General features: G+C 37.8%; 12 protein-coding genes. 9 read left to right on the plus strand and 3 right to left on the minus strand.

All coding sequences use genetic code 11. From position 1 onward, the window contains the following. The first annotated feature begins 185 nt into the window (after nt 1–185). Genes J690_RS11405 through J690_RS11425 form a run of 5 tightly spaced genes read left to right on the plus strand, consistent with a single transcriptional unit; the run spans nt 186 to nt 5,805 of the window. Nucleotides 186–929 (plus strand): hypothetical protein, encoded by a 744-nt coding sequence (locus tag J690_RS11405; protein ID WP_032035902.1) that lies wholly within the window; start codon nt 186–188, stop codon nt 927–929. After that, nucleotides 929–1,825: a hypothetical protein gene (locus tag J690_RS11410; protein ID WP_002118561.1), complete on the plus strand. Its 897-nt coding sequence runs from the start codon at nt 929–931 to the stop codon at nt 1,823–1,825. Before J690_RS11405 ends, J690_RS11410 begins: the two co-directional genes overlap by 1 nt. Continuing rightward, the gene (locus J690_RS11415; RefSeq protein WP_032035904.1) at nt 1,812–3,062 is read left to right on the plus strand and encodes a glycosyltransferase family 2 protein; all 1,251 of its coding nucleotides are present in this window, start codon (nt 1,812–1,814) and stop codon (nt 3,060–3,062) included. The genes J690_RS11410 and J690_RS11415 overlap by 14 nt, the downstream gene beginning before the upstream one ends. Beyond that, nucleotides 3,063–4,907 (plus strand): hypothetical protein, encoded by a 1,845-nt coding sequence (locus J690_RS11420; protein WP_002118983.1) that lies wholly within the window; start codon nt 3,063–3,065, stop codon nt 4,905–4,907. It abuts the gene before it with no gap. Continuing rightward, nucleotides 4,885–5,805 carry a hypothetical protein gene (locus tag J690_RS11425; protein ID WP_032035907.1) on the plus strand — a complete coding sequence of 307 codons (921 nt, stop codon included), beginning with the start codon at nt 4,885–4,887 and terminating at the stop codon, nt 5,803–5,805. The genes J690_RS11420 and J690_RS11425 overlap by 23 nt, the downstream gene beginning before the upstream one ends. Here the strand turns inward: J690_RS11425 and wecB are convergent. Beyond that, nucleotides 5,790–6,932 (minus strand): non-hydrolyzing UDP-N-acetylglucosamine 2-epimerase, encoded by a 1,143-nt coding sequence (wecB, locus tag J690_RS11430; protein WP_032035909.1) that lies wholly within the window; start codon nt 6,930–6,932, stop codon nt 5,790–5,792. The two genes, J690_RS11425 and wecB, sit on opposite strands and share 16 nt — an antisense overlap. A gap of 1 nt (nt 6,933) precedes the next feature. Continuing rightward, nucleotides 6,934–8,151, minus strand: a complete 1,218-nt coding sequence (locus tag J690_RS11435) for a tetratricopeptide repeat protein (protein ID WP_032035912.1) — start codon at nt 8,149–8,151, stop codon at nt 6,934–6,936. A gap of 266 nt (nt 8,152–8,417) precedes the next feature. On the opposite strand from J690_RS11435, the gene J690_RS11440 reads away from it, so the two are divergent. Next, the gene (locus J690_RS11440; RefSeq protein ID WP_005067876.1) at nt 8,418–9,119 is read left to right on the plus strand and encodes a VIT1/CCC1 transporter family protein; all 702 of its coding nucleotides are present in this window, start codon (nt 8,418–8,420) and stop codon (nt 9,117–9,119) included. Nucleotides 9,120–9,236: 117 nt separating this feature from the next. After that, on the plus strand, nt 9,237–10,283 hold the full coding sequence (locus tag J690_RS11445; protein WP_032035914.1) for an NAD(P)H-dependent flavin oxidoreductase: 1,047 nt from the start codon (nt 9,237–9,239) through the stop codon (nt 10,281–10,283). Nucleotides 10,284–10,320: 37 nt separating this feature from the next. Here J690_RS11445 and dusB read toward each other — a convergent pair whose 3' ends face one another. Beyond that, nucleotides 10,321–11,346, minus strand: a complete 1,026-nt coding sequence (gene dusB / locus J690_RS11450; RefSeq protein ID WP_005067871.1) for a tRNA dihydrouridine synthase DusB — start codon at nt 11,344–11,346, stop codon at nt 10,321–10,323. An 83-nt stretch (nt 11,347–11,429) separates the two neighbouring features. Between dusB and J690_RS11455 the strand changes: the two genes are divergently transcribed. Continuing rightward, entirely contained in the window at nt 11,430–12,638 is a 1,209-nt protein-coding gene (locus tag J690_RS11455) for a DUF1615 domain-containing protein (RefSeq protein ID WP_025466547.1), read from the plus strand. Further along, a complete protein-coding gene (locus J690_RS11460; RefSeq protein ID WP_032035916.1) occupies nt 12,605–13,261 on the plus strand; it encodes an HAD-IB family hydrolase in 657 nt (218 codons plus the stop codon). Before J690_RS11455 ends, J690_RS11460 begins: the two co-directional genes overlap by 34 nt. Nucleotides 13,262–13,267: the final 6 nt, after the last annotated feature.

Raw genomic sequence — 13,267 nt, forward strand, 5'->3', positions numbered from 1 at the left:
CGTCTTAAGTGTTTATTTTTAATTAAAAAATAATAACAGTATTTGACTATAGTGAGACTTTGTTCTACAAATAAACATAATAGATACTTAAAAAAGGCCATAAACAACAACAACTTCGCAATGTCTCACATTTAGTAATAAAAGTATAAAAAAATTAACATTACAATAAGGTAGCTATAGCTCACATGCAACAAAAGAACCCTGGAAGAACACTCGTCTTATGGATTATCGCAGCTCATCTATTTATGGGCATGGTGGCGTATGAGTGGTTGCCTGTAAGTTTTAGAGGAAGCTGGATTTTTATTCTCATTCTTTTAATTTCTGGAGCTTTTTTACAAGTTGGTGCATCCTTAATTGTGGGCTTACTCGCTTTTATCGGTGTTGCAGTATATTTTCTACTCGACTTAGGGGCTCAGACGCATATTGAACGTCAGCTTCTTTTACTTTTTATTATTCCTCTCATTCCTCTTTTTCTGAGTGCTGTTCGCCATAATATTGAAATTAACGTTCAAAAATACCGCGATATTCAAAGTTATGACCGTAATTATCGCCGTGATATTTTCCCGCTTAGCGCACTCAAGTATTTTCAACGCAGTTTCTTTAAGCTTCTTGATCATCATCACATTCAAGACTATGAAGTCTTTGAAATTAGAATTCTCAACCGAAGCTTAATTAAAGAAATGTTAGGCGATGATGTATGGAAAACCACTCAAAATGAAATGATTAAGATTTTGAGCCAACATCATCCACAAGAAATCGTTTTCCAGTTTGCTGATGATGATCTTGAAACTATATACAGCATTGTAATTCGCAAACAAAAAACGGATGAAGAGCCTGAATTTATTAAAAAGCTTAGAGAAATTATGACTTTGCGGCTTGAAGTCGAATATAAAGTTATTCAGATTCCACCTGAAGAGGAGATTACTTAATGTCTAATCTTCTTAATATTTGTGGAATTATTATTGCATCTAGTCAGTATCCTGATGCCACTTTACAGCAGTTCTATCGGCAATATTATCATTGTGAGATTAAAACGGAACAAACAAAAACAGAAGTTCAGAGTACCGATGATCTTTCAATGTTTTTTCCATATCAGGATACATGGTGGCCTATCTTTACAATTGACCAGATCAGCTCGGATAGCTTTCAACGACTTATTCATAAAGGGTTCAAGCCTGGCATTATATTGCCGGATGAAGTTTTTAGCTTTTCTCATTATTTCTTGCTCAAAGAAGCAGTCAGCCAAGGTGCGATTCCGATTGCACTTTATAAATCAGAGCAACCTCAATATTTTGCGGCTAAAGCCACATTTTCGACTGCAATTGGGTTGCGCCCAATGGCTGCTTTTGTCTCAACGGGATGGGATGAAAATTTAATTTCACAGACCGCTGGTAGTTATATTATTCAATTTAACCCTTCGCAGCTCCCGTTACCCTCTAGAGAAATTAAGCAAAAACAGCATTTATTTTATTCGGCTAAACGTTTTAACGGTCATATTTCTGGGTATGAAATTATTATTAATCCTCCTGCTGATCTACCCACAACAAATATTCGATATCCTCAACTCGGAATATCTTGGAAATTTAATAAGATTAATTACATAAGTACGCCAGAGCATGTAAAAACTAATTTCCTTGGATACATTTTTATCGGTTTAAGTACTGTTGTAGTTCCACTCGATCTAATTCTGACGAGTACCTACCCTGACCTCCTTGGTACGTTTGGTAGCTATATTTCATGGTTCTCTCTTGTAATCGGGTTGATTTTATTAGTCTTGCTCATCTCGTCTATTATCAGGAGGGTTAAATCAAATGGCTCCCATTGATATTCTCTTCTTATTTGGATTTTTAGGGATTTGGATTCCACAAGCATTTTGGGCGTGGTTAAGTTATCAAGCTTGGAAATATTCAAAAACAGCAGAAAAAGAGTTACAAAACCTTCCAATACCAGAGAGATGGCCCGTTTTGAGTGTCTTGATCCCTGCCTATAATGAAGGTGTTGTGATTGAAGATACTTTGCATGCAATTGCTCAACAAGATTACCCAGCCGAAGCATATGAAGTTTTACTCATTAATGATGGGTCAAAGGATAACACCCTAGAAATCGCCGAAAATTTGGCAAAAATTTATCCTTGCATAAAGATTGTTAATGTTCCTAAAGGAATGGGGGGTAAAGGTAAATCTAGAACGCTTAATAATGGCCTCCCCCATGCTAGAGGCGAATTGATTGTTGTCTATGATGCGGACAGTACACCAGAACCCGATTGTGTTCGCTTGCTAGCTCAAACCCTACTTGCCGATAAAAAATTAGTAGCCGTTAATGGAAAAGTAAGAACACGTAATTGGCAAGATAGTATTTTGACCCGATTTATTGCCATTGAGTTCATCTTTTTCCAATGGATTTTCCAAGGCGGTCGTTGGCAACGTTTTGAGCTATCGACATTAATGGGTACTAACTATGTGATTTGGCGTGATGCTTTAGAAACCTTAGGCGGTTTTGATGAAAAGTCATTGGTCGATGATACAGAAATGAGTTTTAGGATTTTCATTGGTCAAAAACGGATTAAATGGGTGCCCTATGCAATTGGTTGGCAGCAAGATCCTCCATCTCTGAGTGTGTTTGTTAAACAGCGTTCACGTTGGACCCAAGGTAATTTTTATGTGACTCGTAAATATTTACCCGTCGCATTAAGAACGCCTTTTCCTATCGGAATTGAAATTCTTAACAACATTATGTGCTACATACTTTTTGTACCCGCTTTATTCTGGAGTCATATCACCTTAACCCTTGGCATACTTGATATTGCGGGTATTTCAGTTCCAGGCCCATTCACAACTCTATGGGGACTGTCATTTTGCCTATATGTGGCACAAATGTGGTTTACGCTTTCACTCGAAAAAGTTAAACCAGAACTCTACTTTTATTCAGTTCTATCTTACGTAAGTTACTCACAAATATTTCTATTTATTGTTTTTAAAGCCGCATATGACATGCTTAAAAATAAAATACAGGGCAACTCCCTTCACTGGTACAAAACGGAACGTAGCAAGGAGAAAAAATAAATGAAAAAGACTTTTGATCTTTACAAAACAGCTCAAGTGCTCCTTGCCAGCACCAGTCTTATGCTCGCCATGTCTGCTCATGCGTATACATGGGAACTGGACGATATTAGTACTTCTACTAAATACACAGTCGAGCCTCATTTTTTCTATATTGGCAAAGGTGCCCAGTGGCAAAACATTCAATTTTCAAGTGATTATTCCACTGAAAGCGATACAACTTTACTTGTAAAATATGATGATAAACTCATTTATAACACTACCCTAAGTGGGGATGGTCAAGTCAAATTTGATATTCCAGCAAGTCAGAGTGGTTTTCACCGTTTAGATTTTATTATTCAACAATATGCGAAACCGACTACGCTGAATCAAACCAAAGAAACATTCTGTACAGAAGATATTGATCACCTAACTTATTTAAGTAATTCCCAGCTCGACTTTACACCTATTCGTAATGAATATCGCTTAAAAGATTTGCCAGATGCTTTATATAACCCACAAGCGAGACGGCCTACTCCATTTGTTGGTATTTTAAAATACAACCGTAAAGAGATTATAGAAGCCTCCATGCTCGCCAGATTAGCAAGTTCATGGACCTCCATAACACCTGTTGAATGGGTTGATTCAGGACAAACCAATTTAAATCCTGAAACAAACTTTATTATTGAAGTTATTCGCTCAGCAGCACCACTAAAAGGCGGAGCACTAGTACAAATTGCAAAACCTGTAGAAGGTGTGCCTACCTTATCAATTACTTATCATACTCAACAAGATTTAACGAGCGCAGTAAATGGACTAATTAATTCTTCTTATGTACAACAATTGAGTACAGGAAACGCAGTTTTTCCAAATACAATATCTAATCCAACATGGGCTCAATTTAAAAAAATCGATACACTCGCCGATTTAGGTATTCAAGATTTCAGATTAAATCACGCTGAAAAAAACTTATTTCTTGATTTCCCTGCGGTATGGCAACCAACCGATATCTTGCAAGGACAAATCGCACTTCGTATTCAAAGTGGTTTATTACAAGGTTCCAATATTACAGCTTGGATTGATGGAGGACTTGCTGGAAGCATGAAAACAGCCGACCTTGCTTCAGACCCAGTAAACCGTCAGTTCAATATTTTTGCAAAAGCTATTTCTAATACGACAAATTTTAGTCTAAAGCTGGAAAATTCAGTGATAGCCAATTCCCAATGTTTACCTAACGCACATGGTTCACTTTGGATTGATACAGCCAAATCTACTGTAAAGCTACCTCATAAACTTAAAAATGGTGTAGCCGCAATTTCAATGACTTTAGCAACAACCCCCACAATTGCGGTTGATGGTCAATCTGGTGCATTAAATATCGCGATTGTGTTAGGTCAAACTGCGAAAAAAATGCTTTTAACCCAAGCACCAATGCCTCTCAACCTAGTCCGTTATTCACCGAGCGCGCCACAATCTGTAAATGTCCGCGTTAACAAAGATATTTATCAACAACAAGTACTAATGCATCAGGATATTATTTATGCACCTGCTGCCCAAAATGGTTTTATTGTCAGTTATAACAATAACCGCTTTGATGTGATTACCGACTCACAAGGTGGCGCACAAACGTTTATGCACCTTTGGGAAAAAATACAACATAAAATTCCAAACAACGTGACGAAAATGCTGGTTTCAGAAAATGGAAATATCTATGTTTTACAAAAACTCATTGTCGGAAATCAAAAGGCGCCTCTAGTCCAACAGTCTTCTTTCTTCTTATTAGTTGTGATTATCTCTGCAATTATGATAATAATTATCTTCTTGTGGTACTGGTTAAGACGAAATAATGAGAAAACAGATACCAATTAAAATAGCTGCTTTTATTATTTTAATTATATGTAGTGTCATCGTATATGCGGGGCTTTTCAAACATCAAGGTCAAGCCCCTCATATTGAAGGTATTTTCTGGCAGCCTGATAATAAAACGACTCCTCCAGAAGGAAATTGGCACTACTTAGGTGTCGATACCTTTGTTCCCCAATGGTCTGTGGTTGAATCTAAATCATGGTGGAAAGAATCCAATTTTCCACAGTGGGAAAAAGCAATTAATTTAGAAAAAATTAAACAAGAGCCATGGGCTAAAAATCTTATATTAGGGTTAGCTGGCGAATATAATGAACCTAAAGCGCGAGCAAATGTCATTGAGTTAGGCGAAAAATCTGCCCAAATTATAAAAGAGCAAAAAACGGCATTTAAAGGCTATTACTTTCCGGTAGAAGCCGATCCAACTTGGCTACGAGTCAGTGCTTTAGGCCATGTATTGTCAAAGCTCCCCTCACCAGTTTGGGTAAGTATTTATAGTGGCGAAAGTGAACCTGAAAATTATGATTTGTGGGTTAAAAGCTGGCTACCGGACCATACTGGAGTTTTTTTCCAAGATGGCGTTGGCGTAGGGATTCGATCACCTAAACAGGCCAAACATATTTTAGATCAGCTTGAACATAAACTTGGAAAAGACAAAGTAATTATAGTATTAGAAGCTTTTAGAGTGAAAAAGAATGGGCAATTTAGAGCCGCATACCCTTGGGAAATTATTTCTCAGCTAAAAGCATATGAAGGTAAAACTGTTTATATTTTTGATGGTCCTCATTACATGAGCCGCTGGTGCGTTAATATTGTGAGCTTATGGTACCGCCTCACTTATGGTCATGCGAATAAAACCATAAATGAGACGAGATCCTTAAATCATAATTATGCCGATTCATAAGATTTAGCAATTTGATTGAGAATACGTTGAGCAGCTTGCCCATCGCCAAATGGGTTTTCCACATGCGCCATTTTTTCATAATGCTGTTGGTCGGTGAGTAACTTTTCAGCTTCTTCAATAATTTTTTGTTGATTTGTACCCACCAAAACACCTGCTCCCACCTCAACAACTTCTGGTCGCTCGGTAGTGTCTCGCAAGATTAAAACTGGCTTATTAAATGATGGACTTTCTTCTTGTAAGCCTCCTGAATCCGTCAAAATAAAAGTAGATCGGTCTATGACTGCCAATAGACTTGGGTAGTCTAATGGTTTAACAAGATGGATTTGAGAATGGTCTTTAAACTTATCATGGACTACGTCATGGACGGCTGGGTTTAAATGTACAGGCCAAATGAAATGTAAATCAGGATGTGCTTGGGCTAAGTACTCAACCGCGTTGCAAATATTTTGAATTCCACCGCCAAAGTTTTCACGACGATGGGCAGTAATGAGTAATACTTTGTCATCTTGCTTTAATTGAATTCCATAAGGTTCAAGCTGGTTCTTCAAATCAGATTTTTCAGCAATTAATTTACGCCCTAAATACACAGCGTCAACAACTGTATTGCCTGTAACTGTAATGAGCTCTGGCGGAATTTGTTCATTGAGTAAATTTCTTTTTGATTGTTCAGTCGGAGCAAAATGCCATTTGGTAATACGTGAAACTAACTGGCGATTTCCTTCCTCTGGAAAAGGATGATCTAAATCATAAGATCGTAAACCAGCTTCAACATGCGCAACAGGAACTTTCATTGAAAACGCGACTAAGCCAGCTGCTAAAACAGTTGTTGTATCCCCCTGAATGACAATTGCATCTCTTTTTTGTCCATCAGTGTACACATTCTCGATTTGACTCAAACCATGAATTAATAACTGATTTAAACTTTGTCCAGCATTCATAATTTTAAGACGGTGGTCAATTTCAACCCCAAAGAAATCTATCGCATCTCTTACTAGTTCGTCATGCTGTCCAGTAAAAATCACTTCAACTTGAAAGCGAGGGTCTTGTTTTGCCAATAAAATAACAGGGGCAAGTTTGATTAATTCAGGACGGGTTCCAAATACAATAGATATAAAAATTTTATTCACTTTAGAAATCCTTATAAAAAACGAGCTCTACTCGAGTATTGTTGTAATGATCTTTCGTATTTACTGGCACATCTTTAAAGTAATTGCCATATAGACGTTCAACACGTAGTTTTATTGGTTGATAATTAAAAGGCTGCCATGAAATACCTGGGCCATATTCAAATAAATTATTGTAATACTCATCTTTGCTGTCAGCTAAGCCATGCAATTTCATATAAGCCTGTACAGTGCCATTCTCACCTTTATAGACATTCAAACCCGTTCGTAAGCGTAAATCACCAATAACGTTATAATCTTCTCTAGAATAAGTTGCTGCGTTGCCATATAAATCAGTGAAGTACTCATTAAAACAAAGTGACTGATTACAACTATTTTGAGAGTACCACTCTTGATAACCTGCTACCCCACCCACAACACTTTCACGAAATTTATCTCTATTTCGATCGATCAGATCATAGCTACCACCTACTTCTAAATACATGCGTACAGGTATAGAAGTCCAAGGTTGATAATTAGCGCCTACACCTAGAGTTACCGCATTCTCATCAATAATTTCAGGTCGTACACCACCTTGAGATTGAGTATCGCGGTTTAGATTTAAAAAGCCATACACTTGCGCTCGACCATTATCGAGATTCTTACCATAGCGAGCTTTAAGTGGGAAAATTACATCGTCGTAACGTGATTCATATGAAGGTGCAAAATACACATCACGGAAATAAGTTTTGACCTCTCCTCCACTCAGATTTTTTACAGCCTGTGTCGCTTTAGTCGCAATATCAGCATCTTTAGATTGCGTAAGCTCCTTAAAAACTACCAAAGCTTCTTTATTATTTTTTTGAGAATTCAATAAGTAGGCTTCTTGGAGTTTTAAATTATCATCTGCTGGGTCTAAGGCCTCTGCTTTTCTCAGACTTTGCAAAGCTGCATCTTGTTTCCCTAGTCGAATTTGTAAATAAGTTAAGCTTTTCCATACTTTAATATCTTGTGGTGTCATCTCTCCAAGTTCTAATAATAACTTCTCGGCATTTTCAGGTTGAGTCTTTTCAATTTTATAAAATTGATCCCATTTATCATAAATTGGATTACCTGGTTTATATTCTTGATTAACAATCTCTTGCGCAAAACTAGTCTCAATACTTAAGAGGCATAAAGCTGGACAGATCGAACCAATAACGATAAAGGAACGGGTTATAGATTTTATTGTTTTGCTATTCATTGGGACCTCTAAAGTAAAGTAGATAGAATGCTTGCGTAGCAATCAAATTAAAATTTAATCAATAAGTATTATAATTAAACCCATAAATGACACTGTTTATATAAGTAGATGAGTTCTTTAAATTGTTCATTTTATCTCCTTTAATATGATGTTTTAAAAAGTTCTTATCTGTTTGTTTTTCCTATAATGACACATTTTTTAATCGTATTATTGTAAATAATCTTATAGGATAAGATAAAAATTTATAACTACAAATAGGAGAAAACATGTCCTTTTCTCAACATCCAGAACATCATTTTATTCACCGCTCAGGGTGGTTAAGGGCGGCCGTTTTAGGGGCAAATGATGGAATTATTTCTGTTACTAGTCTAATTATGGGAATGGCTGCAAGTGGGGCTTCTGCTCATACACTTCTTATTGCATGTATTGCTGGTTTAATTTCCGGTGCAACCTCTATGGCTGCAGGAGAATATATTTCAGTAAAATCACAAGAAGATATTGAAAAAGCCGACTTAAAATTTGAAGAACAAGAACTTAAAAAGCATCCGCAGCGTGAACTGGACGAACTCACTCAAATTTATATATCCAGAGGCTTAGCACCTGATTTAGCGCTACAAGTTGCTACTGAACTTACAAATCATGATGCATTAGGGGCTCACGCGCGTGATGAAATAGGTATTCATGAAAATACCGCAGCAAATCCTATTCAAGCCGCATTAGCTTCAGCTGGCTCATTTTCATTTGGGGCATTGTTTCCTATGCTGGCTATTTTACTCAGTCCAGAGATATGGATCGAAAAAACAGTCTTAATATTTGGCATTATTTCATTAGCTTTTTTAGGAGCGCTATCAAGTCATTTCGCAGGTACTTCCAAGCTTAAAGGGAGTCTACGCATTACCTTGTGGGGAATTTTAGCGATGGGCTTTTCAAGCTGGATCGGCTCTTTATTTCATGTTACTCCACTTTAAAAAATCAGAACTTATCAATGTTTAAGAACTAAATATTTAAAAACTAAATGCCCAATATTATTTGCTCTTGGTTCTGCTTTCACGTTATGGTGAACAGAAAGAAATGAGGTGAATAAAATGGACCTATTACAACAACTTGAAATTAAACATCCAATTTTTCTTGCCCCTATGGCAGGGGTATCTACACCTGAACTTGCAGCAGAAGTTTCTAATCAGGGTGGTCTTGGGTCTCTAGGTCTAGGCGCAAATACGGCGCAAAGTGCACGTGAACAGATTTTAAAAACCCAGACACTTACCGAAAAATCATTTCAGGTTAATTTTTTCTGCCATCAGCCCGAACAACTTAATTCTCAAACTTCTGCTCAATGGATTGAATATTTACGTCCCCAATTTGAAAAGTTTGGGGAACAGCCTCCTCAAAATTTAAACTGTATTTATCCAAGTTTTCTTGATAACGATGATTTTTTAAATGTTGTATTAGAAACCAAACCTAAAGCAGTCAGTTTTCATTTTGGCATTCCCCATCCTCATCAAATTCAGGCATTAAAAGATGCCGGAATTATTACGATGGTATCTGCTACCAATTTAGTTGAAGCACAAGCCATTGAGGCAGCTGGTATTGATATTATTATTGCTCAAGGGATTGAAGCTGGCGGACATCGTGGAATTTTTAATAAAACCTTTGATGCAGCAATTAAAACCAGTGATTTAGTACATCTGATTGTCCAACATTGCAAACAACCTGTGGTAGCCGCTGGCGGTATTATGAATGGAGCACAAGCACGACATATGTTGAGCTTAGGAGCTAGTGCTGTTCAACTCGGAACAGCATTTGTTCAATGCCATACATCAAACGCATCTGCCGAATATCGTAAAGCTTTATTTAATGAACCTGTAACACAAATCAGCGCCAGTCTTTCTGGGCGTCCAGCCCGTGGCCTGCTCAACCATTGGCACACACAAATTGATTTACCTAATCGCCCTCCTCAACCCGAATATCCATATGCATACGATCTAGCCAAGCAATTAAATACCATTGCAAGCAAGAATAAAGACTATGGCTTCGGTGCTTTTTGGGCGGGTAGTAATGTCTCTCAAATACGAGAGCTAGATGCTGCTGATCTGGTTAACCAGTTAGTTGTAGAAATGCTAGAAGATGAGTAAATCTTAAAAAGCCAGTAATCATATACTGGCTTTTTATTTAATGGGTTTCTAGTAAGTTAACCTGCTCAACCTGAACATCACTCATCAAATTGCCTTCAGCCAATAGCTGATTAAAATAATTTTCGACTACTATTGCCTGTTCAGCGGTACTTTCAACTTTATACATATTTTGACGGAATTCGTTACTTGAGCGTAATCCTTTGGTGTACCAAGCAATGTGTTTGCGGGCAATACGGCAGCCAGAGTATTCACCATAAAACTGATAAAGTTCTGATAAATGTCCTAGTAACACCTGCTTCACCTCTTCAATATTAGGTGCAGCTAAATGTTCACCAGTTTTTAAATAATGAGCAATTTCACGAAAAATCCATGGTCGACCTTGAGCAGCACGACCAATCATAATTGCATCGGCCCCTGTATAGTCGAGTACATATTTTGCTTTTTCAGGACTATCAATATCACCGTTCGCAATAAGTGGAATATTGATTAATTCTTTGACATGTTTGATCAAATCATAACGTGCTGTATTTAAATACATGTCTTCACGGGTGCGGCCATGTAAAGCTAGCGCGGCAATCCCCGCTTCTTCTGCTCTTTTTGCTACTCTTAAAATATTTTCCTGACCATTTAAAAAGCCTAAACGGGTTTTCAAAGTCACGGGAACATCAACAGCAGCGACAACTGCATCAAGTATTCGCGCTACCAAGTCCTCGTCTTGCAATAACGCTGAACCAGCGAGCTTATTACATACTTTCTTGGCAGGACATCCCATATTGATATCAACAATTTGTGCGCCATTTGCTACTTGATAGCGTGCAGCCTCTGCCAATTGCTCAGGATCAGAGCCTGCAATTTGAGCAGAGATTGGAGCGAGTTCACCATCAAAGTTCGCACGGTAGAGGCTCTTTTTGCTCATCCGCAAAGTTTTATCAGCAGTCATCATTTCACTGACTGCATGGCCTGCGCCAAAATACTTGCAGAGTGTTCTAAATGGACGGTCAGTTACTCCCGCCATAGGAGCAACAATTAAATTATTTGACAGTTGATAGGGACCAATATACATATATATTCATACAATTGATGATCAACATAGTATACTTCATCCGCTTAATCGGCTCATCTTTTTATGCAGGTGCTTTCCTCGCCATGAACAAACCGTTGTCTTCCCGTTTTTTATTAAAATCATTCGGCATGGCTGCCGTATGCATGAGTTTAGCTGCTTGTGGTGATAAAGCTTGGTGGTCAAACAATGATGAGCCTGAACTAGAAAGCCAACAGATTAAACGTCTAATTCCATCACGTGTGCATGACCGTGAGTCATGGGCTAAAGATATTGATGACATTATGAAAGACTTGGATATTCCTAAAACCAAGAAAAATGTCTGTAGTATTGTGGCTGTAGTGGATCAGGAATCTAACTTTGTTGCCAACCCTCAAGTGCCTGGGTTAGGACAAAAGGCAGTTGAAGAAGTTAGTACACGTTTAAATGAAAAATTTGAAGATAAGCTTGGCAAAACCGTTGGTGGAACAATTGCTGGTTACTTTGAAGAAGTTCTAAGAACTCAGCCCTCTCCTGATAACAACTATATGAGTCAAATGCGTAAAGTTAAAACCGAGAAAGAACTCGACTTACTTTACCGAGAAATTTTCGACTTCATGGCTAAACACTATCATGTGAGTGCCTTAACTGGTGCAGCCAAATTGGTTGGTCAAGATATTGGCGAGAAAATGAACCCTATTACGACTTTGGGCTCAATGCAAGTTCATATTAACTATGCTAAAGCCAATAAGCGTTCGAGTATGAGTACTGCTGCGCTCCGCGATGACCTATATACTGAATACGGTGGTTTATATTACGGCATACATCGTTTAATGGTTTATCCGGCAGACTACGATAAAGCCATTTATCGTTTTGCGGATTATAACTCTGGTATGTATTCTAGCCGTAATGCAGCTTTTCAAAAAATGCTACAAGAACTTACCGATAAAGATATAAGCCTTGATGGCGATCTACTTCTTTATACAAAAGATGGCGATCCACGCGCAGCTCAAAGTGAGTCAGAAAAAGAGCTGATTACGGTATTTGCAAAAAATAATGTATTGGTTACCCCACGACAAATTCGTGATGATCTTAAATTAGAAAAAGAGAAAAAGTTTGAAAGTACTCAAACTTATATTGCGCTGACTAAACTTTATAAATCAAAAACTGGCAAAGAACCGCTCTATGCAATTATGCCTCAAGTGGTGATTTCCGGGCCTAAATTAAGTCGTGATTATAATACCAATTGGTATGCAACCCGCGTAAACGGACGATATGAAACATGTATGCAACGAGCGAAACGAATAAGACTATAAAAAGTCTCGCCCTGTTCGATTTTGATGGAACCTTGTGTAGTAAAGATAGTTTTACAGGGTTTATCTTTTATGCTTTATCTAAGCGTCACATTGTTAAGCAAGGCTTGAAAATTCTGCCATGGATTCAAGCCTACTATCTTAACTTTTATCCTGCCCATGCTATGCGTGCCAAGTTATTCCGTAGCATGTTTAAAAATACGCCTGCAATTGAATTACAAAAATTAGGTGAAGAATACGCACAAGAGTTAGTCTCTGCGCTTTCGCCTGAAATTTTTAATCAGTTACAACACCATCAATTGCGTGGTGATCAGGTCGTATTAGTTTCAGCCTCAATTGATGTCTATCTTGCTCCACTTTGCAAGTTACTAGATATCGAGTTGATTTGTACCGAAACTCAAATTAAAAACGGCATGATGACGGGTTACTATTCCACTCCAGACTGTAGTAGTGAACAAAAGAAGTTAAGAATACATCAGCAATATACGCTACAGCATTACCACCAGATTTATGCGTATGGTAATAGCTCGGAAGACTTAGACATGCTGAGTCTTGCCACACATCCATATATGGTAGGTGAAGACCGTGTTTTACCTCGTTTAACACCAGAAAAAAAGCTCGCTTAAAGCGAG

It is taken from the genome of Acinetobacter sp. 742879 (assembly GCF_000588535.1).
GTDB lineage: Bacteria > Pseudomonadota > Gammaproteobacteria > Pseudomonadales > Moraxellaceae > Acinetobacter > Acinetobacter pittii.

Excerpts from the sequence above, each read along its gene's own strand:
- J690_RS11445 (WP_032035914.1), top strand. The coding sequence starts at position 9,237 with ATGGACCTATTACAACAACTTGAAATTAAACATCCAATTTTTCTTGCC.
- J690_RS11455 (WP_025466547.1), top strand. The coding sequence starts at position 11,430 with ATGAACAAACCGTTGTCTTCCCGTTTTTTATTAAAATCATTCGGCATG.
- J690_RS11460 (WP_032035916.1), top strand. The coding sequence starts at position 12,605 with ATGTATGCAACGAGCGAAACGAATAAGACTATAAAAAGTCTCGCCCTG.
- J690_RS11420 (WP_002118983.1), top strand. The coding sequence starts at position 3,063 with ATGAAAAAGACTTTTGATCTTTACAAAACAGCTCAAGTGCTCCTTGCC.
- dusB (WP_005067871.1), bottom strand. The coding sequence starts at position 11,346 with ATGTATATTGGTCCCTATCAACTGTCAAATAATTTAATTGTTGCTCCT.
- J690_RS11425 (WP_032035907.1), top strand. The coding sequence starts at position 4,885 with ATGAGAAAACAGATACCAATTAAAATAGCTGCTTTTATTATTTTAATT.
- J690_RS11415 (WP_032035904.1), top strand. The coding sequence starts at position 1,812 with ATGGCTCCCATTGATATTCTCTTCTTATTTGGATTTTTAGGGATTTGG.
- J690_RS11435 (WP_032035912.1), bottom strand. The coding sequence starts at position 8,151 with ATGAATAGCAAAACAATAAAATCTATAACCCGTTCCTTTATCGTTATT.
- J690_RS11440 (WP_005067876.1), top strand. The coding sequence starts at position 8,418 with ATGTCCTTTTCTCAACATCCAGAACATCATTTTATTCACCGCTCAGGG.
- J690_RS11405 (WP_032035902.1), top strand. The coding sequence starts at position 186 with ATGCAACAAAAGAACCCTGGAAGAACACTCGTCTTATGGATTATCGCA.
- J690_RS11410 (WP_002118561.1), top strand. The coding sequence starts at position 929 with ATGTCTAATCTTCTTAATATTTGTGGAATTATTATTGCATCTAGTCAG.